This is a genomic window from Halomonas sp. RT37 (genome assembly GCF_040070525.1).
Classification (GTDB): Bacteria; Pseudomonadota; Gammaproteobacteria; order Pseudomonadales; family Halomonadaceae; genus Halomonas; species Halomonas litopenaei.
Genome location: NZ_CP098827.1, coordinates 2,605,367 through 2,626,793 on the forward strand (window position 1 = coordinate 2,605,367; position 21,427 = coordinate 2,626,793).

Annotated in this window: 16 protein-coding genes and 3 tRNA genes; 10 read left to right on the forward strand and 9 right to left on the reverse strand. The window is 63.4% G+C overall.

Annotation, left to right across the window (positions count from 1 at the left end; all coding sequences use genetic code 11):
- Positions 1–124: 124 nt before the first annotated feature.
- Positions 125–3,466, reverse strand: a complete 3,342-nt coding sequence (locus NFG58_RS10985; protein WP_348826483.1) for an NAD-binding protein — start codon at positions 3,464–3,466, stop codon at positions 125–127.
- A gap of 229 nt (positions 3,467–3,695) precedes the next feature.
- Here NFG58_RS10985 and NFG58_RS10990 point away from each other — a divergent pair, with 229 nt between their 5' ends.
- From NFG58_RS10990 to NFG58_RS11000, 3 genes are read left to right on the forward strand one after another with little or no spacing between them, the layout of a single operon-like run.
- A complete protein-coding gene (locus tag NFG58_RS10990; RefSeq protein WP_108133175.1) occupies positions 3,696–4,523 on the forward strand; it encodes a hypothetical protein in 828 nt (275 codons plus the stop codon).
- 51 nt (positions 4,524–4,574) lie between these two features.
- Positions 4,575–6,047 (forward strand): type IV secretory system conjugative DNA transfer family protein, encoded by a 1,473-nt coding sequence (locus tag NFG58_RS10995; protein ID WP_253551639.1) that lies wholly within the window; start codon positions 4,575–4,577, stop codon positions 6,045–6,047.
- 22 nt (positions 6,048–6,069) lie between these two features.
- Complete coding sequence (locus NFG58_RS11000) at positions 6,070–11,487, forward strand: ankyrin repeat domain-containing protein (RefSeq protein WP_348826484.1); 5,418 nt, start codon at positions 6,070–6,072, stop codon at positions 11,485–11,487.
- 14 nt (positions 11,488–11,501) lie between these two features.
- Here NFG58_RS11000 and NFG58_RS11005 read toward each other — a convergent pair whose 3' ends face one another.
- Positions 11,502–12,251: a hypothetical protein gene (locus tag NFG58_RS11005; protein ID WP_348826485.1), complete on the reverse strand. Its 750-nt coding sequence runs from the start codon at positions 12,249–12,251 to the stop codon at positions 11,502–11,504.
- 537 nt (positions 12,252–12,788) lie between these two features.
- On the opposite strand from NFG58_RS11005, the gene NFG58_RS11010 reads away from it, so the two are divergent.
- The 6 genes from NFG58_RS11010 to NFG58_RS11035 all read left to right on the forward strand — a co-directional run bounded on the left by NFG58_RS11010 (position 12,789) and on the right by NFG58_RS11035 (position 16,440).
- Positions 12,789–13,433, forward strand: coding sequence for a response regulator (locus tag NFG58_RS11010; RefSeq protein ID WP_045994188.1), 645 nt, complete (start codon positions 12,789–12,791; stop codon positions 13,431–13,433).
- A gap of 112 nt (positions 13,434–13,545) precedes the next feature.
- A complete protein-coding gene (gene uvrC, locus NFG58_RS11015) occupies positions 13,546–15,360 on the forward strand; it encodes an excinuclease ABC subunit UvrC (RefSeq protein WP_045994189.1) in 1,815 nt (604 codons plus the stop codon).
- A 94-nt stretch (positions 15,361–15,454) separates the two neighbouring features.
- A complete protein-coding gene (gene pgsA / locus NFG58_RS11020) occupies positions 15,455–16,003 on the forward strand; it encodes a CDP-diacylglycerol--glycerol-3-phosphate 3-phosphatidyltransferase (protein WP_108133171.1) in 549 nt (182 codons plus the stop codon).
- A gap of 92 nt (positions 16,004–16,095) precedes the next feature.
- Positions 16,096–16,170, forward strand: a tRNA-Gly gene (locus NFG58_RS11025).
- Positions 16,171–16,195: 25 nt separating this feature from the next.
- Positions 16,196–16,269 (forward strand) — tRNA-Cys (locus tag NFG58_RS11030).
- Between the two features lie 84 nt (positions 16,270–16,353).
- Positions 16,354–16,440, forward strand: a tRNA-Leu gene (locus NFG58_RS11035).
- Between the two features lie 6 nt (positions 16,441–16,446).
- Here the strand turns inward: NFG58_RS11035 and NFG58_RS11040 are convergent.
- Together NFG58_RS11040 and NFG58_RS11045 are read right to left on the reverse strand one after the other, a co-directional pair.
- The gene (locus NFG58_RS11040; RefSeq protein WP_306168796.1) at positions 16,447–17,289 is read right to left on the reverse strand and encodes a site-specific integrase; all 843 of its coding nucleotides are present in this window, start codon (positions 17,287–17,289) and stop codon (positions 16,447–16,449) included.
- 50 nt (positions 17,290–17,339) lie between these two features.
- Complete coding sequence (locus NFG58_RS11045) at positions 17,340–17,663, reverse strand: helix-turn-helix domain-containing protein (protein WP_181248717.1); 324 nt, start codon at positions 17,661–17,663, stop codon at positions 17,340–17,342.
- Between NFG58_RS11045 and NFG58_RS11050 the strand changes: the two genes are divergently transcribed.
- Positions 17,662–17,850, forward strand: coding sequence for a hypothetical protein (locus tag NFG58_RS11050; RefSeq protein WP_306168797.1), 189 nt, complete (start codon positions 17,662–17,664; stop codon positions 17,848–17,850). The genes NFG58_RS11045 and NFG58_RS11050 overlap by 2 nt on opposite strands.
- Positions 17,851–18,137: 287 nt before the next feature.
- Here NFG58_RS11050 and NFG58_RS11055 read toward each other — a convergent pair whose 3' ends face one another.
- The 5 genes from NFG58_RS11055 to NFG58_RS11075 form a co-directional block, all read right to left on the reverse strand.
- Positions 18,138–18,425 carry a hypothetical protein gene (locus NFG58_RS11055; protein WP_348826486.1) on the reverse strand — a complete coding sequence of 96 codons (288 nt, stop codon included), beginning with the start codon at positions 18,423–18,425 and terminating at the stop codon, positions 18,138–18,140.
- A complete protein-coding gene (locus NFG58_RS11060) occupies positions 18,418–19,155 on the reverse strand; it encodes a hypothetical protein (protein WP_348826487.1) in 738 nt (245 codons plus the stop codon). The genes NFG58_RS11055 and NFG58_RS11060 overlap by 8 nt, the downstream gene beginning before the upstream one ends.
- A 94-nt stretch (positions 19,156–19,249) precedes the next feature.
- Positions 19,250–19,468: a hypothetical protein gene (locus NFG58_RS11065; RefSeq protein WP_348826488.1), complete on the reverse strand. Its 219-nt coding sequence runs from the start codon at positions 19,466–19,468 to the stop codon at positions 19,250–19,252.
- Entirely contained in the window at positions 19,465–19,710 is a 246-nt protein-coding gene (locus tag NFG58_RS11070) for a hypothetical protein (protein WP_348826489.1), read from the reverse strand. The genes NFG58_RS11065 and NFG58_RS11070 overlap by 4 nt, the downstream gene beginning before the upstream one ends.
- Before the next feature lie 97 nt (positions 19,711–19,807).
- Entirely contained in the window at positions 19,808–21,268 is a 1,461-nt protein-coding gene (locus NFG58_RS11075; protein ID WP_348826490.1) for a DNA cytosine methyltransferase, read from the reverse strand.
- Positions 21,269–21,427: the final 159 nt, after the last annotated feature.

The following is a 21,427-nucleotide window of genomic DNA, read 5'->3' on the forward strand; positions in this document are numbered from 1 at the left end:
TTCTTGTCGACACCACCCATCAATCATGGCTCGCTAAACACACACGAGCCTCCATGTCGACAAACGCAGTAAATTTAGCGATTCGATATATCCAAAATTTTTACCTCTCTCGACCGCTCATTACTTATTCAAGCAACCTCATCTTGAGAAGATTGCTTTCGTGCAAAAGACCACCATGTAAAATCGATTGTGGGCTTTTCCATTGAGCCTTCCCGGGCAAATCGCTAGAGAGCGATTCCAGCCTGGCCCAGCGGTCGTCATCTGCTACCACCACCATGTCGCAATACTGAAGTAGCCAGGCATCCGCCAATTGGTACTGTTGGTACAACGGGCACCTTTGCTCCTCCTTGTCACGGCGATGACCCAACCGTTCAAGATTGCCAAAGCGCAGTGGCATTTCCAGATGACGCGTCGCCCTGGCCGCCATGGCGCAATACTCTTCCACCGACTCCAGGCGCTGCTTGTCATCCTCGGCGAAGTCCTGGTACAGAATGTCGAAGGGCAGCGGCAGCACCAGCATCAGATCAGCGTCCAAAGCGTCGATCAGATAGCCGGTCAACTCACGCTCTGGTCCCTCGGTGAGTGCACTATGGATCTCGTAACGGATCGGCATACCAGCGGCAATCGAGGCGGCTCGATCCAACAACGGCTTGAGATCGACAACTGATGTCTTCCCCGACTGCTTGCGTCGCTGACGGCGTTCTTCCCGATCAAGGGTCGCCTTGCCGAGTCGCTCGCACCACTGGCGTCTGACGTCACTGTCCTGGGTCAGACGATCCCGGGGGTGACGAAAACCTCCCGTCACACCGATTCGGATACAGCGACATACCGTCTGCTGGTGACCTGTGGCTTCGGCCAGCAGCATCGGCAGTTGGACGATGCCCTTGCGATCGTAACCCCGGGTCTGATCCGACAAGTCGTCCCAGGAGACCAGGTTGTCGTGGACACGGGCCGGATCGACGCGCGGGCTCCCGCCTCGCCAGCCATTCAGATAGTGAAAGAGGTTCCAGCGATCATGCTCGACTCGCGACAGTCGCTCCCAGGGCGTCAAGGCCGTCTCCGTCGCATCCTGGTGGTCCACCGGCTGTGGGCGCCTCGAAAGCAGCAAGCGCTGCCAGGGGCTGCCCAGTATCAGGTGGGCGGGTCGCGATGGCCCACGCTCGATTTCTACAGCACCGCTCGCTCGACCAATGGCTACCCACCAATCGCCACCTTCTTCCACCAGCAGCGCCAGCGCCGTCAGCCGCGCCCCCTGCTCCAGCACGATACACTGTTGTCCACCATCGGGAGTCTCCACCTGCAGCTCTCCCTCGCGTGGCGACGATAGCCGGCCACCCTTGTCCACCACGCCAAGGCGAAAGCAGGCTGATACCCAGGATTCCGCAAGTCGATCGAGACGAAGATCTGTCCCTGCCTCGACTCGTTGCTCACCGTCCGACTTCCAGTCCTCGCACGGTTTGAGCGAGGAGTTTGCCTGGTGCTTTTGCCCGTGGGGCAGATCCCACTGCATGACATTGCTCGGCAAGGCCTCGCCCTCGCTATCGAAGGCCACCAGCAGGCGACGATGCTCAGGCTCAAACGCCAGGCCCCAGACCGGCTCCGAGCTGATCCGGGCGTCCTTTTCGGCCCTCTCGATCATGCTCTTTGCCTCGCTCCGCCCTTGTTGCCTGTGACCATCGTCGTCAGGTGTCAGTACCACCGAAGGCTCTGAGGCGACGCAGTGGAGTGCCCGCAGCTTGACCGGTACGTGGTCGGCCTGGGCTCGACTGGAGCGTTTGAAGAATATCTTAAGCTCCTCCCACCCCACGTTGGTCTGCTTTTTCCAGACATTGCCTGGCGCTGCTGCCATCGGGCTGTAGCTCTGTTCATGGAAGGTTCGAGCCAGATTGTCGCGGCGCTCATTGACCAGCGCTTCCCACTTCATGACCTCGTCGAGCATGCCAAAGGGCGTCAGGCCATCGGGTATCTCGTAGCGCCTGGCGTCGCCCTGACGAGTCCCTGCCTGACACCGAGTCATGACATCAAACAACCTGGCGAGTCCTTGACGCCTCTTGAGCCTGACAAAGACGGGGGCGTTCCATGGGCGGATCTCTGCGTTGACGCAAAGCGGCTCACGGGATAGCAATTCGCCCCTTAGTGCCAGGGCAAGCCGTGCCGACAGGCTGTCATCATCGATGCACACAAAGTGCTGTGTCGGAGGAGTCCCGGCGAAACGCGCGCATTCGGTGAGGCCTGCCCTCGGTACCCGACACGCATCCTCCAGAGGGTAGCGTCGAAACTCCACCCAGGAGGCAAGCTCCTCGCGCGCCGGCAGTTCGGCCAGTGAATCCGGCCAGGCGTCTCCTGGTTCTCGCGTAAAACGGCTGATGCACAGCGAGGCACCGCCATGCCGCATCGCGGCAGACAGCTGCAAGAGGTGAATGATCAACGCCTCGGCCATGGGATTGTCGCCGTACAGGGCGATGTGGATTCGATCGGCGTCGGCGACCCGAGCGTAGATGTCCGGTCCGTGCTTCGCCAACACCTGACGCGCGCTGGATTCGAACAGATTGAAGAAACGCAGGCTGACGCTCTGTTGCAGCGACAGCCGACTGGCATCTTCAGCCCGACGCGCCAGGGCAATATCGTCCACGTGCACCATCAGTATGGTGCGGCTGTCATTGGGATCGTTCGACGATGGCCGTTGTGTGAAGCACCCATTGCGAATGGCAATGGCCAGCTCGATATTGCGGGTATCATCGGGCAGGGTCAGCAGAATGGTTCGAGCACGCCCCATGCAGGCGCGCTGGTGAATCTTGCTATCAAAGACGTCGCGCACCAACACCAGATAGCCGCGATCGAGGCACCAGTCGATACCGGGATTCGAGGCATCCTGCTCGATCACCACCAGCCCGCTGCGGTGTCGCAAGCGCTGCAACAAGGGCAATGCCTGTCCCTGGCGGTGGTAGGATTCGACAAACTGCATTCCTAGCTCACCCAGACCACAGACAACGACGCGCCCCTTGCCATGGACGATTCTGGCGGTAGCCTCCAACAGGACTCCGTGGCAATTGCGAAACAGCGCCAACACCAGCGACAGCGTGGCCAACAGGCCGAGCAGTCGAACCCCATGTATTAGCCTGTCTGGCGGACCCTCACCGTGAGCACGCGCCAACAGAGTGCTCGTCCAATCCGCTTGGCCGGCGAACAGCTGCAAGGTGCGATAGACGTTGGTCAACCCCGGGCCGTCATCCACGTGAGTCGCGAGATAACTGCCGAGTATCAGCACCATTGCCGCAGCAAACTGCGGAACACGACCAAGCCAGCGCCTGCGATATTGCAGCACCAGCACCAACAACAGCAGCACCAGCAACAGAGCGCTCAGCGTGCCCCAGGTCTCCAGCACCTGATACAGGTTCTCCCCGCCACCGAAGCCGGCGGGCTCGCGCTCGCTCAGGCACTGTTTCGATTCAGGGTCACACGCCATCGTCGATGGCCTCCCGCCTCACCTCTCCTATCTATAAGAAGATAGCGGCTGACTTGCTCCGCCTTGGCACGGAATTCATGATCACGAAGAACCAGTTTTTTGACGCTCTGTTTGGCGCCGAAGCCGTTGCCAAGACGACAGCGCCTATCTAGGGTGAAGACAGCCCCCCGGCCCCTGCTGCACCACCGGGGCTTCTGAAGCGGTAGCCCCAATACAGGCGGAGGCCTGCATGGACCGAGATCGCTGGGAGACATTTCTCGAGAAGCACCTCACGCCTGCAGACCAGGCCTTTCCCAGCGTGCCGCCCGTCCCGGGGGACTGGAAGACGCTGTCCCCCGAGGACAGTCTGCCGCTGTTGCTGGACCTGACCCAGGCCCAGCTCGCCGGCGATATCCGGCCCACCTGCGAGTGCTTCACCGCACTGGCGATCCGCGCCATGCCACTGTTGTGCTATCGCCGTCATCTGCTCTGCGACGTCCTGCTGGAGACCGAAGAAGGCCCCGGCCTATTCGCCTTCATCTATGGCCAGAGCGGTGTCTGGCCGCTGGACCTGACCAGCAAGGCGCTGTTTCGACTGAACAGTGTCTATGGCGACCCCGCCACCTCCCCGGCCGCGGCGCTGGAATACCTGCACCTGTTCACCGGTTTCATCATCGGAGGCGCCGAAAGCGGCCGTTTCCGCGTGCTGGAATCCGCTGACTATTTTCCCTGGGTCGATGCCGATCCGCCGCCTCAGGCGCTCGATGCGGTCCGTCAGGCGCTGTCCAAGGTGAGCTATCCCCCCCGTGTGGTATGCGCCAACGACGAAGCCGACGCGCCAGCCCCCATGACCTTGCACAGCGGGGATCTGGCTGAACAGCGCTCACTCAACAGCGACGTCGACAGTCCGGTCGTCGCCTGGCACATCCAGGTACCGGTGGTCTACGGGCGCTCGCTGTGGGACTGCGACTTCACGGTGCTGCGCGACGGCGAGGTCCACATGGAAGAGGACCGCACCCTGCTCGACGATCTGCCGCTGCGACTGGAACGCTTTATCGGCGCGGTGCGCCTGCCCTGAATCAGCTTACCTGCGCTGAGCCCCCTTGCCTGCCCACGAGGACCGCACACCATGACCCTGGTACCGGATGATTCGCCTCTGCCCCCTCGTCGCCTGCCGTCATCGGTGGAGGGGGACGGTCTGCTGGTGGGCTGGTCGCTGGAGCAGGGCCAGCCTCATCAGCCGTTCGGTTTCCGCATCGGGGCACCCACCACCAATGCGAACCAGGAGCAACTCGATCCGATCCTGTTCGAGGGCAGCGGCCATCTGATGACCATTGCCCCCACCGGCTCGGGCAAGGGAACCGGCTGCATCATCCCCACCCTGCTGCGTTATCCGGGGCCGGTGATCGTGGTCGACCCCAAGGGCGAGAACGCGGCGGTGACCGCCCGTCGTCGCCGCCAGATGGGCCACAGGGTCATCGTGCTCGACCCCATGGGCATCACCGACCTGCCGGCGGATCGGCTGGACCCCACCGACATCGTCATCCCCAATTCACGCACCGAGCTCGATGACATCGCCATGCTGTCGGAGCTGATGATGGAGTCACACGGCTTCGACGGCCGTGACCGCTTCTGGCTGCAGCGCGCCCAGCAGGTGCTCAATGGTCTGCTGCTCTACCTGATCCGCAGCCAGCCGGAACAGCGCAAGGGGCTGCTCGGCAAGCTACGCAAGATGGTCAGCCAGGACACCGAAGAGCTGGCCAAGCTGGCCGAGCGCATGCGCCAGATGCAGGATCCGGACCTGGAAGCCACCGCCGCCAGTCTGACCCTGCCGGCCGAGACCACCCTGGCCGGCTACATGGCCTTCGCCCAGAACAGTCTCGGCTTCCTGCGCGGCGAAGCGGTACTGGAGGCTACCCAGGACTCCACCTTTTCGCTGGATGACGTCACCCGCGGGGAACTGGTGTCGATCTACCTGGTGATTCCCCCCGAGAAGCTCGAATCCCACGGCCGCCTGCTGAGACTGTGGATCGGCGTGCTGATCGCGGCGGTGGTGCGCCGACGCCGGGCGCCAGCGCTGCGCACCCTGTTCCTGCTCGACGAAGCGCCCCAGCTCGGCCCTCTGCCGCAGCTGCGACAGGCCATCACCCTGCTGCGCGGCTACGGCCTGCAGACCTGGAGCTTCTGGCAGGACATGAGCCAGTTGCGTCAGCTGTATCCCCAGGACTGGCAGACCATGCTCAACAACTGTCGGGTGGTGCAGTCCTTTGGCGTACCCAACATGAACGCGGCGATGGACCTGGCGACCCTGACCGGCTTCCCGCGCCCGGAGGAGCTGCTCGACCTGGATTTCGACGAGATGCTTTTGCTGATCGCCGGCGACGAGGCACGCCTGGCCAGGCGACCGGAATACCGCAGCGACCCGCTGTTTCGTGGCCAGTTCGACCGCAACCCCTTGCACGACAGCAGCCGAGAGATCATGCCCCAGGCGCTGCGTCCGCAACGTCGTCTGCGCAGAGTCAGTCCGGCACGGCCAAAGCCTACGCCACCACCGGTGGTCGATCCTGCCTTCCTGGATCGACTGCTGGCGCAGTGGGCCTGACGCCCGGGACAGGACCCAGCCCATGAGCGACGTCTCCCGCGAGCCCCCGAGCGCCACAGCGACCGACCTCCCCCCTCCCGGGACAGCCGGTTCATCTGGAAACACCTTTCCGTCGCTGGAACACCCCAGCATCTTTCTTGCGTCACCCGGTGACGTGGCCTACCTGCGCCGCGCCTGCAGGGACGAGATCGAGACGCTGCATCACCAGGCCGCCGACGATCACGGCCTTCGGCTCTACGCCTGGGAGGTCGATACCGCCGAAGACGGTTTCGATGATGCGGTGCCGGCCCAGCAGCAGATTCCCCACCCCTCGGATCCCCTCTGCAGAGGGGTGATCTGCCTTTTCGGTGAAAAGGTCGGTAGCCCTCTGGCAAGCCATCACCCCATCGATGACCTGCGGGTCCTCGATCCCATGAAGCCCGACGACGGCGGCGATACCCCAGGCCTGGTGATTCCCTGGGACAACGCCTGGGCCGACCGTGGTGGATTCGCCCTTACCGGTTCCACCTTTGAACTGCTGGCCACCCTGGCCTACCGCGAGCGACAGCGTCAGGAGGCATCGGCAGGATCTCGCGCACTGCCACTGCTGCTGTGTCTGGTCGGGCCGAGGGACCTGCTGGACACCACCGAGCCACTGAAAGCCGCCTGGGGCAACTATCGTCACTTTCATGAATGCCAGGACAAGTGCGGAACGGATTCGGCCTGCATCACCAGGCGACTGGAAGACCGCACCCAGCAGCTCAAGCAACTGATCAATCTGGTGGCCTTCGTGCAACGTCGCGGCCACGTCATTCGTGTCATCGATTCTCAGGACGCCTTTATCGGTGAATTGCGACGTTTCATGGAGCGGGACCTGAACCTGGCCCTGACGGCGTCGGACCGAGACCCCTTCAAGGGTCTGGAGTCCTACGACGTCGGGGACCACGCGCTTTTCTGCGGGCGATCCGACCAGCGAAGCACCTTGAGAGAGGAACTCAAGCAGCGCTGGAACCAGCAGGACCGGGTCCCTGTGGTCTGGGTCGAGGGCGGAAGCGGCTCGGGCAAGTCGTCGTTCCTGCGTGCCGGCATCATCGGAGCCCTGGTAGCGGACAGCGCCGATCATCGCTGCCTTGATTGCATATTGCGCCCTTCCGACCTGGCCCCGGATAGCCGAGCCACGGACGCAGGAAGTGGCGACAGATGCGTGCTGACGATGCTCTTCGACGCCATCGTGAAACGCCTGGAAGGCGCCGGCTGGTGCGATGAACCAACTGCCAGGCGAGCTCGCCGTCTGCTGGGAAGGACGTCAACGGACCTGCGTATCGAAGCCCTGAACGAGGAGTTGTGTCTGCTGCTGGACGCCGCCACCACGCGCCTGGCTCGACCTCCTCGTCTGCTGCTGGGGTTCGACCAGTTCGAGGAGATCGTCGACGCTCTGTATGGCGAACAGCAGGAAGCCGAGTTCTGGGATCCGCTGGTGCAGTGGCTCCACGCGGCCCATTCATGCCGCGCCCTGGCCTCGCGTCTGGGCATCTTTGTCACCCTCCAGGGAAACCGTCAGGAGCTGGTGGAGCGCGACAGTCTGCTCAACGAACTCCATGCCACTGGCCAGGTAACGAGGATGTCGTTTCCTCCTGACAACAGTCTCGACGAAATCATTCGCAAGCCCTTCCGGCTGACCGGACGCCTGGCCATCAGCGACGCCCTGGTAGCCCGGCTCAAGGACAATATCCAGCGGATTCGCGGCCATCATGGTCGAGGCGACGCCCAGGACAGCCTGCTGCCGCTGTTGTCACTGGCGCTGCGCAATCTCTACGAGCACGGCCTGCGGCTTGCCGAGGAAGCCACCATCGCTGACTCGGCGTCCCTGGGTGACGCTATCACCACGAGCTTTGGCCGCAGTGGTGACCGCCAGGCCGACAACGACATCCAGGGGCTCGGCACCAGCGCCACAGCAGGTTTCACCGAGAGCGCGTCTGGCTCCGAGGCCTTCCAGACCACCGGTCACCTTCGTACCCCCGACGGGGGCGACCGCCAGCGGGAGCCCCCCCTGTGGGTACTGGACACCGCCAACGCCGAGGGCCACGACAGTATCGAAGGCGCCATCACCCAACTCGCCAATGAGGCCTTCGAGCAGGCCAAGGCGGCGTCCGGCGCACTGTGGTCGGATAGCGTCGTCGGTGACCTGCTGCGTCGCCTGGTGGATTGGCGCCAGGTCGGCGAAAAGCATTTTACGCTACCCGCCACGGTCTTCCCCGCGGCGGATGCCACAGACGCCTTTCAACTGGCCCGGGCGTTGCGCGAGCGGCGCCTGCTGATCGATGAACGCCACGGGCGTGTCCGCCTGGTCCACGAAGCGGTACTCCACCACTGGCCCCAGGCCAGCGAGTGGCTGGAACGGGAGCGCCCGGTACGCGAATGCGTCCGCCAACTGGTGGGGGAAGCCGAGCACTGTCTTGCCAGCCCGCCGGACGCCGCGCGCTGGAACGCCTATCGCCTGCTCTACCTGGATCGCGCGGCCCGGGTGCTGGCGATCTGGCATGATGTGCTCGGCGAAGGCCCGCCAACGACCAAGGAGCTTGCCCGCCTGCGGGAGTTCTGCCTCACCCTGCTGCTGCTGGAAGCCGATCCTGCTGCGGTGGTCGCCCAGAGCCCTCGCAAGCCGACACACCTGATCCTGGCCACCTTCTACCAGCGCGCCGATATCATCGCGGCAATGGTGGCCAGAAGGCCCGAGGCGGTCGATCTACCTCGCAAGGATGGCCGCACCGCGACCTTCTGGGCGGTCTGGAAAAACCGCCTCGACCTGTTGCAACCGCTGCTGGCGGCCGGTGCCGATCCTGACCACGCCGATGAGGACCACTGGCGCCCCGTACACCTGGCGGCACAGGCAGGAGCCGTCGACTGCCTGCAGCGACTGGTGGAAGCAGGGGCCAGCCTGGACGCACAGCAAGCGCCCCACGGCCAGACACCGATGCACCTGGCCGCGCTCGCCGGCCAGCACAGGGTGCTCGACTACCTGATACAGCAACGCGGCCAGAGCCCCGACCTCACCAACGCCAACCGTCAGACCCCGCTGGAACAGGCGATCGCCAACGATCGAGCCGACACCATCAGCCACCTGATTGCCCTCGGGGCCGACCCGGCAGCCCCCCATCAGACGCACTGGAGCTATCTGCACTTCGCCGCCCGCGGCAATCATGTGAAGGCCGCCGAGGCGCTGGTGGCCAAAGGACTCGAGATCGACGCCAGGTTGGCCAACGACGCCACGCCGTTGCACCTGGCCGCCTACAATGATCATCCGGAAATAGCCCGCTGGCTGATCGAACGCGGCGCCGACCTCGGTGCCCTCGCGCTCGCCGCGGACTGGGGCAAGGAAAGCAGCGCCCGGGAACGGCTGGATGCCTGGCGCAAGGAAGGCGCAAAGGGGGTCCCGTCAGGCAAGCTCGGCGACTTCGAACACACCCCCTTGCACATCGCCGCCGCCCGCGGAGCCACCAGGGTGGCCGAGCTGTTGCTCGAGCACGGGGCCGATCCCGCCGCGGCGATCGGCGACGGCCGCACGGCGCTGCACCTGGCCGCCGAGCACGGCCACCCGGATACCCTGGCCCTGCTCTGCCATACAACTGCCACACTCGACGCCAGAGACCATCGAGAAGACACCAAGGCAGAGCAACCGATCCATCAGACCGCGCTGCAGGCATCGGTGACCGGTGGTCATGTCGCCTGTGCCGAGGTACTGCTACGCGCCGGCAGCGACCCGAACACCCAATTGCACTGGCCTGGTCGCAGCCCCTTTGCCGGCTGGAACCTGGTGCACCTGTGCGCCGATCGGGGAAATGCCGAGCCAATCAGGCTGCTGGCTCGCCACGGGGCCGACATGCAGGCCACCACCCCGGATGGCCGCACGGCGCTTCACCTGGCCGCCCTGGCCAATCGAGCCGAGGTCGTCACGGCATTGCTGGATCTCGGCGGCGTATCGGTGGATGTCCTCGACAAGCACGCCATGAGCGCCCTGCAGCTCGCCTGCCTCAAGGGCGCGAGCGAGGCGGCCAAGGTCCTGCTCATCGGGCAGGGGGTCATCGAGCAGGCGGACATCGAGCAGGCAACCGAGCCAGGCGTTGCCACAAGAGGAAGCGCCAAGGCGCCCCTAGCCCCCACGCTGCTCCACCTGGCCTGTGTCGGCGGAGCGCTGGACCTGGTCGAGACGCTTATCATGGCGGGGGCAGACTGTGACGCCAGCGACGCCGAGGGCTGGCACCCCCTGCACCTGGCCGTACAGTTCAATCACCAAACCCTGGTCGAACGGCTTGTAGCCGCCGGCGCAGAGGTCGATGCCTGCGCAGAACAGCCAGGCGTCACCGCCTTGCAACTGGCCGCCGAAGGCGGTTACAAGGACATCGCTATCGTGCTGGCAGACGCCGGAGCCGATATTGACATGGCCACTCGTGACCGCGATGCACCGGTGCTGATCGCGCTGTCACTAGGCCAGTTTCCACTGGCGCTGGCCTTGATTCAGCGAAACGCCGATGCGGCCATGCGAACTCGCGATGGACGCAGCGTCGCCCAGGTATACGCTGAACGTCTGACCCGGACATGCACTCGCGACGACGCTGGACGCGCCCTCGAGGACGGCCCGGTGGCCGACCCCAGGATACTTGCCTGGCTCGAAGGCGCGGGTCAGTCCACCGCGGTTATCGAGAAAGCGGTGGCGGCCTTGCGCGCCCCTGCGGCGGATGGGGACCAGGAACAGTGCGCAGGCACCTCGCCCAACGACATGGACCCCGATCCAGCGATTGCCCGCGGCGCTCTCGCCCCGACCCTGGAAGGCAACCCCTGGCAGTACCCCTGGCGGCGCTGCAGGCCGGCATTTGTCGAGTCCCACTGGCCCTGCGGCAGCCGTATTGATGGAAAGCATCTCGCCGACAACAGACTGGTGGCCGACGCCTGCCGACTGCCCTGGTACCCCGACGCCACCCTGATACGCCTGCAACATCCCGACTGGATGCAGGGCCTGGCGCTGTACTTCGTCGAGGAAGGCGCTGCTGGAGACCACGTGCCGCGCCCGCTGACCCGGCTGACCGGTACTGCACCGCCGATCCACGAGTTGAACGCTCGCCAGCCGATCCAGCTTTGCGCTGCCAATGCGCTCGGCTACCTGCGCTTCTTCTGCTTCTTCGTCAGGGGGCCGGACGGTCCCTTCTATATTGTCGATTCGCTCGAGGATCCGCTGCTCCCGGTCCATCCCGATATTCAGGCCATCGTCGCCGGAAGCTGTCACGCGCCGCGCCAGGACCCGGCCGATGACGAAGACGTCTATCGCTACCTGGCGACGCTCTACTATGCCGACGCCTTTTTTCTCGCCCGCTTCATGCTGAGCGCCAGCGGCAACATCGAGATGCTCGATGACGAACCCATCGGTGCCGGATTGCCCGAGCGCATCCACGCGCCGCTGGACTGACCAAGCTACGGACGTCAGGACGACGGAACCGAAGAGGCGGTGGCATCTGAACCGCCCCCGGCCATCAGCCGCGATTCGCTCATCGCCAGCGCTTCGGCGATTCGCTCGCCCCCTAGCGGGCCCTTCCTCGAGCGCCAGTACGCCAGAATCTGCGGGAACTGATTGAAGCAAAGCCCCTGTTGACTGACGACCCGCCGATCCAGCGGAAAAAGGCGCAAGCCTTGCTGCATCAGGCCGTCCGCTCGCCCCTCTCCCCTCGCTCTCAGCAACTCGACCAGGGTCAGTGGATCGTCGCTACCGAAGCGTTCTCTGGCGGCGGCTCGCGCCTCCATCACACGCTCCAGCAGGGCGCGTGCTCGCAGTTGCAGCCGCCTGTCGAGGCGCGCAGCAAAAATGACGGGGGCCAGCCGATTGAGGTCCGCCTGGGTCACGCCGGGCAGCCACACCAGTACACCGGAACGCATGGAAGGCACCAGATCCAGGCGATTCACCTGATCACAGAACAGACAGGCCGTCACGATATCATCGACATTGCGACTGTCAGTCCCCAGGGTCACCGCCTGCTGATACTTGGCGCTGCGAAAGCCACAAAAGCGACAACGGTAGTCGTCCCTGGCCCAGACCGCTTCGCGCGCGCCTGGCGGGGTGCAAGGTATCCCCGTGCAACGATAGCCAAGGACGTCATAGGCGCTGGTGGGACGCGCCAGGCGAAAACGCAACTTGTCGGCGAGCAGGGAGTCTTGTTCAGACAGGGGACAGGACATGGCGCAACCTTGGCCAGACTGGCCATCCAGAGGACTCGATCGGGACACGGGGCCGCACTACGCAGCCAGTGCGCACCAGATCAAGGCGTGTCGTGGACGCAATCGTGCTTTCATTGACGCCGGTCAAGTTCAGCATAGCCTGCCGGCGCGTCCGCATGACGGTTTCGCCCGTCCATCGCCATGGTCTCGCCTTGGCGGCGCCCGGTTCACGCCTACGACACTGCACACCCGCCCTGCGGCTGGTAACATGAAATGACGCGACAGGCGGCATCACATCAAGCCAACCTAGACGTTGGGGCTCATGCAGCAGTCCCGGGCGACAAGCGCCCGATACCGCGGCGCGCCGCTATCAGAGATATAGCACACTATCAATGCAGCTATGCTGAAAACGCCGTCGCCCCCCGGAGACCCAATTCCCCTTAGGATCAATTTGTGACAGTCTACTGCGAATCATCATGAGAAGACCCCGCAATGAGCATTGGCTCGCCTCGGTCAAATCCATGATCCCAGTTTTCACCTTTTCCAGGAGTATCGGCATTGATCAGGGTTCTTGTCGCTGACGATCATCACCTGGTACGCACCAGCATCGTTCATCTGCTCAATGCAGAGAAGGACATCAATGTCGTCGGGGAAGCCGCGGACGGAGAAGAGGCCATTGCTCAGACTCGCCGCCTCAATCCCGACGTGGTGGTGATGGACATTCGCATGCCGGGCATCGGCGGGCTCGAGGCCACTCGCAAGATCCGCCGACTGACCTCGGACATCCGTATTCTTGTGCTGACGGCCTTTATCGAGGAAGCCTTTGCCCAGCGGCTGCTGGAAGCCGGTGCCCACGGCTTCATCAGCAAGGGTTCCCAGCACGACGAGATGGTCAAGGCCATCCGCGCGGTGTTCGCCGGACAGCGCTTCGTCAGCCCGGAGATCGCTCAACGGCTGGTACTGTCGCGCATCGACCACGAGGAAAATCCGTTCGATCAGTTGTCCCAGCGCGAGCTTCAGGTCGCGATGATGATCGTCAACGCCCAACGCGTCGCCGACATCGCCGATCGCATGTTCCTGAGCCCGAAGACGGTCAACACCTACCGCTATCGCATCTTCGAAAAGCTCGGCGTCAACTCCGACGTGGCGCTGACCCACCTGGGGCTGCGGCATGGGCTGGTCGAAGGCTTCAAGGAAGACTAGAAGCCAGCCTGAGGCTCTTACCCAATGTGCCGTCGGGGACGATACGTGCCCCGCCAGGCTCTGGTAGCATGAGCTCCCTGACGTGATGTGACAGGGTGAGCCTTACCAGACCATGACCTTCGATGCCCGACGCTTTCTCGAGACCGTCAGCGAATCACCCGGTATCTACCGGATGTTCGATGACCAGTCCAATACCCTCTATATCGGCAAGGCTCGTCGCCTGAAGGCCCGCCTGGCGAGCTATTTCCGCGGCGCACTCAATACCAAGACTCAGGCGCTGGTCGCTCGCATCCACGACATCCAGGTCACGGTGACCAACAGCGAGACCGAGGCGCTGCTGCTCGAACAGACCCTGATAAAGCAGCTCAGACCGCCCTACAACATCCTGTTGCGTGACGACAAGTCCTACCCCTTCGTGTTTGTCACCGACCGTCATCCCTTCCCCGCTCTGGAACACAAGAGAGCACGGACCCGCCACGATGACGGCCGCTATTTCGGGCCCTATCCCTCCAGCGGCGCCGTGCGCGAAACGCTATCGCTGATGCAGAAGGTGTTCCGTATCCGCAACTGCGAGGACGGCGTCTTCGCACACCGCACCCGGCCCTGCCTGCAGTATCAGATTCAGCGCTGCAGCGCCCCCTGCGTGGGCTACATCAGCGAAGAAGACTACCGCCGCGACATCGAACACGCCATCCAGTGCCTGGAGGGACGCAGCGAATCGGTCAGTCAGGAGCTGACCCGCGACATGGAGGCCGCAAGCCAGGCCCTCGACTTCGAGGAAGCGGCACGTCTGCGCGACCAGTTGCAGGATCTGCGCCGTCTGCAGCAGCGCCAGGTGGTGGATACCGGCAGCGGAGACGCCGACGCCTTTGCCCTAGCCTCCCAGCCGGGCGCCCTGTGCATCTCGGTGCTGTCGATTCGTCAGGGGCGTCTGCTGGGGGCGCGGCACTACAGTCCCGCCAACAGTCTCGATCTCGGGGAGCCGGAACTGCTGGGTGACTTCGTCAGCCAGTACTACCTCGGCCAGGCCCGGGAGATCCCCACCGAAGTGCTGACCAGCCACGCCGTACCGGACGCCGAACTGATCGCCCGGGCGCTGAGCGAGCATGCCGGACGCCGGGTACGCATGACCGACAAGGTCCGCGGTCACCGCGCCCAGTGGCGTGAACTCGCCCGTACCAACGCCGAGCAGCAACTGGCTGGCCAACTGGCCAACCAGACCCAGCTCGCCAAACGTTTCGAAGATCTTCGCCAGGCACTCGAGCTCGACGAGACGCCGCAACGACTCGAATGCTTCGATATCAGCCACAGCCACGGCGAGGCCACGGTGGCATCCTGCGTAGTGTTCGACCAGGACGGCCCGCGCAAGAGCGACTATCGGCGTTTCAACATCAAGGGAGTCGCCGCCGGCGATGACTACGCAGCGATGCAGCAGGCGCTGACTCGTCGCTTCAAGCGCTTCAACGAAGGGGAAGGCGTATTACCCGACATCCTGGTCGTGGACGGCGGCAAGGGCCAGTTGAACATGGCGCGGGAGGTGCTCGCCGAGCTCGCCATCAACGGCGTGATCCTGCTCGGGGTGGCCAAGGGCACCACCCGCAAGGCTGGCCTCGAGACCCTCTTTGTCGAGACCGTGGATCGCTCTCTGGCGCTGCCACCGACCTCGCCGGGTCTTCACCTTATCCAGCACATCCGCGACGAATCGCACCGTTTCGCTATCGCCGGCCACCGTGCCAAGCGAGACAAGGCCAGGCGCACCTCGACACTTCAGGATATCCCCGGCGTCGGCCCCAAACGCCGACGTGAACTGCTGCGCTTCTTCGGCGGACTCCAGGGCATCAAGCAGGCCACCCGCGATGAACTGGCTCGGGTCCCCGGCATCAGCGCCACCATGGCAGACACAATTCATCGTGCCCTGCATGGATGAGTTGAGGTATCACGGATAGAATGAACCACTTTGACGGGCGCCAACGTCGTCCGTCGCTTCTTGTCGCCCCCCTCCAGCAAGGACAGCGGTATCGATGAACATTCCCAATATTCTGACCCTGGCACGCATCGTCTTCATCCCCCTGCTGGTGGTGCTGTTCTACCTGCCCTTCGAATACAGCATGCTGACCGCCGCCGCCCTGTTCGGCCTGGCCTCCATCACCGACTGGCTGGATGGCTATCTGGCGCGCAAGTGGGACCAGTCGACGCCATTTGGCGCCTTCCTCGACCCGGTGGCGGACAAGCTGATGGTGGCAGTGGCGCTGGCACTGCTGATCGAGCGCTACGACGCCGCCTGGCTGACGTTGCCGGCGCTGGTGATCATCGGCCGCGAGATCGTCATCTCGGCACTGCGCGAGTGGATGGCGGAGATGGGTAAGCGCGGTTCGGTCGCGGTGTCCTGGATCGGCAAGGTAAAGACCACCCTGCAGATGGTCGCCCTGCTGCTGCTGCTGGCCTTCCCTCCCGGCCACCTGATCGCCGAACTGGGCGTTGTCACCCTGTACGCCGCCGCCATACTGACGCTGTGGTCGATGATCCAGTACCTGCGTGCCGCCTGGCCGCACCTTAGCCGCTCGCTGTAGGCAGCGCTCTGGCGATCCGGGGCCTATTCGAAAATTCAGGGAAAAGCGTTTGACAGTCACCGACTTATCCGTATAATACGTCCTCGAGTCAGGCGGGAATAGCTCAGTGGTAGAGCACAACCTTGCCAAGGTTGGGGTCGCGAGTTCGAATCTCGTTTCCCGCTCCATCATTAGACGATGGATGACTCATGAGGCTGGATGGCAGAGTGGTTATGCAGCGGACTGCAACTCCGTGTACGCCGGTTCGATTCCGACTCCAGCCTCCATTTTTCCTTTCAGGTGTGCCCCGCTTCCCAGAAGCCGTGTCCGATCCCTTCGGACCCTATCGCCTTACCTCTGGCGACGTTCCTGCCCGGATGGCGAAATTGGTAGACGCAAGGGACTTAAAATCCCTCGGTGGCAACACCGTGCCGGTTCGAGCCCGGCTCCGGGCACCAACAGTTTCAATGCCTTACGCTACCTAATCCCTCGACGCCCTCCTCCCTGGTCGCAATTTGGTCGCAAAGCTTCGGCAACCTGCCAGCCACTTGATCCAGACGCGAGTCGAACATATGCGCGTAGCGGCTGGTCACCACCAAGCTGCTGTGGCCAAGTAGCGCCTGCACCGTCGTCATCACTTCCCCCGCCTCAGCCAGCAGGCTGGCGTAGGTGTGGCGAAGGTCATGAAAGCGCAGATCATCACGCTTTATAGCCCGCCGGGCAGCTTCAAATGCTTTCCGCAATTGATGAGCGTCAGATGCAAACGGCAGGTTGGCCACCAATGCCGCACCATCCTCCGGCAGCGGCACAACCCTGGCCTTGCCACTCTTGGTCTGCCCTGGTCGCAACACGATGCGACCACCCTGGATGTTGCCAGGGTCCAGCGCCAGGAGTTCGCCGCGGCGCAGCCCCGTCAAAGCAGCCAGCGTGATGATTCGCCGCTCCTCCGGATACTCTTCCGGCACAGCCTCAACCAGACGCCGAATATCCCCTGCGGTCAGGTAGACGTGGCGCTCGTTTTTCGGGGTAGGCTTGCGCAGCTTGCCGTCCAGCGGCTGATCCAGCCAATCCCACTCCCGATACGCCAGGCTCAGCACTCGCTTGACCACCTGGGTCCGGTTATTGATTGTGCTTTGGCTGAGCCGCTTCCTGCGCATATCTTTCTGCATCGACCGCGCGGCATCCAACACCTCTTGACCAAGAAGCACGTCTTGCGCGTTCTCGTCGAACCAGCGGGCGACTGCACGAATGCTCGCGCCCTGGCTGTTCGTGTCGTACTCATCGACCCAGCGCAGAAGACCCTCCATGAAGGTCCTCCGCTCCTGCCGACCCATGAGGCCATTGAATTGAGCCTCGTTTAGTTCAGCCTCTCGCTTCGTGGCGAACTGCCTTGCTTCCTTTTCCGTGATAAACGTTCGCTGATATCTGCCGCGCTCACCCGACTCGGTGACGACCCACCTGTTCCGAGATGCGCGGTATCGAACCGTGATACCCATTTTTGTTGCTCCCCTCGTGAGGGGCCGCGCTTGCAGCTCTCAATGTAAGCGTCGACCGCCTCTCGCTCAAACCGTACGTTGCCGCCCAGGGCGACATAGCCAATCAGGTGCTTGATCGCGTAGACCTTGCGCTCACTGATGGCCAAGAGTTCCGCCACCTCGCTCGGCGGCATCAGGGGTGTCATGATCAAGCTCTCCTTCAGGGCAAAAGAAAGCCGCCTCGGTGGGCGGCATGATGATCGGCAGTTCACTGGCGGTATCGTCGCCGCCATTCAAGGAAGTCGCGTAAACAAGGTTCATCTGCAAGGCGGTAGTACACGGTACGGCCTGACCGATCCGCCTTTACAAGACCTGCTTCGCGCATTTTGGTGAGATGCTTGCTGGTCTGATTCTGGGTCAGAGATAGCACCTCAGAAATCCTAGACACACAGATCGGATCGAATTTTTGGACTACATTAAGAATTTCGGCACGAGTAGGGAAAGCGGCTAGATACAGTAGCTCGTCGACATCGAAGGACATGAATGGCTTCCAGTTTTTGCGTTTCACCTACTATACCCCGCAACCCTTGCTCGGGTGGGCACAATGATGCTCACCAGGCTCACTCTGTTTTCCACGGGCGCCGCTGAATCTATACCTGGCATACCAGGAACCGCACCAGCTAAGGCTCATCGCCTCCTCCCGACTTCGGCGCCGCTGCGATCATGTCGCAGTAGATCCCCTCGACATGGCACCCTGCTTCCGAAGCAATCTGGCCTGACTCTGCCATCTCCCGCGTCGGCTCCACCGGCACGCACTGCCAGGGCTCGTCCGGCGTTGGGATGCGCGGGCCGATCTCGGCGAAACAGTCTTCGTCGACCCCGGCAAAGTCCACTCCGTTCCAGTGCCATGCCACCCAGTTCTCATAGGAATGCTCTTTCACCCAGTACCACCCGTCCTGCCTACTCATCACCACCTCCCTCGGCCTGTTGGCGGTATCCATCGCGCAATTTGACGGCCTTGGCCCTAACCGGCTCCCCACCCATTCGCGGGAACATCAGAAGCTCGTGAAGCGCCTCCGCCTTCACCCTGGCATCGCGGCAGGCGAGGCTTTGGGAGAATCTGGCATCCAGTGCGTCGTTCAGCTCACGAAGCTCGTCGGGGGTGGGGCTGAATCCCTCCTCATGAACCTGTACGCACGCCTCTGCCGCCCGGTGAAGTCGATCCACATGCGCTACCAGCGCGTCCCGCTCCTCCTGTAGCTGTGCGAAGGACGTAGCTGCTCGATGCAGACGTTCCACGTGGGGGGAAAGGTCGTCATGTCTGCGCTCCCGTCGATACAGGTTGCTGTCTGCATCGCGGCGGGCGAGGCTGGTGGTGGGCGAGTCATCATCAATCCTGTCGAACTCATCAAGCAGAGCGGTTGGTAGAAGTCGCTCCCAATCATCGTTGACCACTGACGTATTGGTCAGTTTTACGTAGGCACTTCTATAGCGCTCTATATGCGCCGCCAGCGTGTCCCTCTCAAGGCGGAGCTCCGCGGCTTCCTTCTCGGCGCGCTGCTGGAAGCCAAATGCCTGCTTACCCTTCTCGAAGGCCTTATCCCGCTCCGCCTCCAGCGCGTCGATATACTTCTCAATCGGCAAGGCATCCGTGCCCAGGTCTTCCAGCGTCAGGTTCACTATCTGTGGCCTACTCATGCCCTTCTCCTCTGCTCTCTGTACGCCCGCCCCGCTTCTCGCAGCACCAGCGCCCCGCCGGCCATGATCAGCAGGCCGAGAATGATGGCCGCGATCATGCTGCCACCAAGCTGATCTTCTTCTCGGGACCGCAGTGCGCAACGCGCCCCCAGGCGTCATAGGCGTCAAACACACCGGCTTCGTCCATATGGCCGGTGTATCCCTGCGCGCTACACCTCCACCACATGTGCCACTCACCAGACCAAATGCGTACCCGATTGAACCGCTCCAACTTCTCGGGGTGCTTCTTGAGGTGCTGCTGTGTCAGTTTCATCCCGCCTTCCTCCATGCCGGTATCCCGTCGAGCGTGCCGTCGCGCTGAATCCGCCCGTGCTCGTGCCATGAGCGGATCATCTCCAGCGCCGCACCGGGCGCCTTCGCTGACCGCCCCTTACTCAGCTCAGCGCCGAGGCCCGCCGCCACGTGCCGGGCGCTGAACCGCACCGGCAGTCCTTCCCGCACCCTGATCTCCTGCTGCACGGACACCAGGCCGCGCAGTCTGTCTACTCGCTGCATGCCCACTCCCTCCACATCTGATCGGCCAGCGCCTGCTCGACAGCTCTGGCGCCGACCTCGCCCCATACCTCGATGTCGTTGATCCACTCGGTTGGTGTCATGCGGCCTCCCCTTGCTCAGTTGCCGGCATGAACCGACGCTCGTGGGTGAAGTTCGCCTCGACGATGGCCTTGGCCAGCGGCGGGCACACGCTGTTGCCGATCAGCCGAACCTGCTGATACTTCGGCACCGGCTTGCCGTTGACCTGGGCGAATTCGTAGTGATCTGGAAAGCCCTGCGCTGCAGCCAGCTCATGGGGCTGCAGCATCCTCATGCCAATGTCGACGATGGCGTACTGCTCTCCGGCGATGGTCACGGTGACCAGCCCGAAACGATCCTTCGTCGGCATGGTGTGCATCGGATCGCTCATGACCTGGCCAACGCCCTGCCCGTAATATTTCACCAAGAAGGCGGCTACGGCCGCCGCGTGGGTGCCGCCGGCGCAGATGGTGGGCATCGGTTGCCGAGGGTCCCGACCGCCTCGCTCACTGCCTTTGAGGTTCACCAAGCTGACGGCCACCGGCGCGCTGTGATCTGTGGCTGTGATCGTGGGGAGGGGATCCCGTAGGTCCGCCCCTACAACGCCGCCGTAGTGCTTGGCGAGGAAGGCGGAGACGAGGGCGAAGCTGCCGCCCTTTGGCCAGGCCGTGACAGTGCGTAGAGGTTCGCCTATGGCGTTGACCAATTCCGAGCCATTGCCGTAGTTGGCGATTGGCACGATGAAGGGGTCGCCACTCTCGACCACGTAGCGCATCACGCCCTTGGCAATGCGGCGCAGAGTGGCGTCGGCCAGGGGGCGCTGCCGCTCGAAGATGCTGGGACACGGGATCGACCAATCGATGCACTCGGCGGCGGTACGCCAGGGCTGCAGCTTCCCCCTCCGAACGGCAGGCGAGCCCGGGTCGCCATGAGTTGGCTTCGGCCACTTGATGGGCAGCCCATCACGGCGGGCCACCAGGAATAGCCGACGGCGAATGGTTGGGGCTCCGAAGTCGCAGGCTTTCAGGATCCGCCAATCCACCTGGTACCCATGCCGGCGCAAGGCACGCACAAAGCCATTGAAGGTCTGCCCCTTTCGAGCTGGATCCGGCACCAATTGGCCCTTGGCGTTCTTGATCAGCGGGCCCCAGTCCAGAAATTCTTCGACGTTCTCCAGCGCGATGACCCGAGGCTTCACCTTCGCCGCCCAGCGCGCGGCAACCCATGCCAGGCCGCGCACGCTCTTGCTGACGGGGCGCCCGCCCTTGGCCTTGCTGTGGTGACGGCAGTCCGGCGAGAACCAGGCGAGCCCCACCGGACGACCAGTGGCGGCCGTCTCGGGATCGATGTCCCATACGTCAGCAACACTGTGTTCAGAGCCTGGGTGGTTCGCGGTGTGCACGGCGATGGCCGTGGCGTCGTGATTGATGGCGAGGTCTACTGGCCGGCCCAGGGCCTGCTCGATCCCCTCACTGGCTCCGCCGCCGCCGGCGAAGTTGTCGACCACCAGCTCGTGGCCGAACAGGTTCAGACTGGTCATGCGTCTCTCCGTGGCATGAAAAAGCCCCGGCGTGTGCCGAGGCTGGAAAGAAATTGCCGCTTCACGTGCGGCACCCGACCCGCCCTGCCGCCTACTGCTGTGCAGTGAACTCGCCCGCGCTCAGCACGGGTGGAGCTGAGGAGACGGCGGCCAGCGGGC

Coding starts and splice junctions, on each gene's coding strand:
- NFG58_RS10985 (WP_348826483.1), bottom strand. CDS start 3,466: ATGGCGTGTGACCCTGAATCGAAACAGTGCCTGAGCGAGCGCGAGCCC.
- NFG58_RS10990 (WP_108133175.1), top strand. CDS start 3,696: ATGGACCGAGATCGCTGGGAGACATTTCTCGAGAAGCACCTCACGCCT.
- NFG58_RS10995 (WP_253551639.1), top strand. CDS start 4,575: ATGACCCTGGTACCGGATGATTCGCCTCTGCCCCCTCGTCGCCTGCCG.
- NFG58_RS11000 (WP_348826484.1), top strand. CDS start 6,070: ATGAGCGACGTCTCCCGCGAGCCCCCGAGCGCCACAGCGACCGACCTC.
- NFG58_RS11005 (WP_348826485.1), bottom strand. CDS start 12,251: ATGTCCTGTCCCCTGTCTGAACAAGACTCCCTGCTCGCCGACAAGTTG.
- uvrC (WP_045994189.1), top strand. CDS start 13,546: ATGACCTTCGATGCCCGACGCTTTCTCGAGACCGTCAGCGAATCACCC.
- pgsA (WP_108133171.1), top strand. CDS start 15,455: ATGAACATTCCCAATATTCTGACCCTGGCACGCATCGTCTTCATCCCC.
- NFG58_RS11040 (WP_306168796.1), bottom strand. CDS start 17,289: ATGGAGGGTCTTCTGCGCTGGGTCGATGAGTACGACACGAACAGCCAG.
- NFG58_RS11050 (WP_306168797.1), top strand. CDS start 17,662: ATGATCAAGCTCTCCTTCAGGGCAAAAGAAAGCCGCCTCGGTGGGCGG.
- NFG58_RS11045 (WP_181248717.1), bottom strand. CDS start 17,663: ATGACACCCCTGATGCCGCCGAGCGAGGTGGCGGAACTCTTGGCCATC.
- NFG58_RS11055 (WP_348826486.1), bottom strand. CDS start 18,425: ATGAGTAGGCAGGACGGGTGGTACTGGGTGAAAGAGCATTCCTATGAG.
- NFG58_RS11060 (WP_348826487.1), bottom strand. CDS start 19,155: ATGAGTAGGCCACAGATAGTGAACCTGACGCTGGAAGACCTGGGCACG.
- NFG58_RS11065 (WP_348826488.1), bottom strand. CDS start 19,468: ATGAAACTGACACAGCAGCACCTCAAGAAGCACCCCGAGAAGTTGGAG.
- NFG58_RS11070 (WP_348826489.1), bottom strand. CDS start 19,710: ATGCAGCGAGTAGACAGACTGCGCGGCCTGGTGTCCGTGCAGCAGGAG.
- NFG58_RS11075 (WP_348826490.1), bottom strand. CDS start 21,268: ATGACCAGTCTGAACCTGTTCGGCCACGAGCTGGTGGTCGACAACTTC.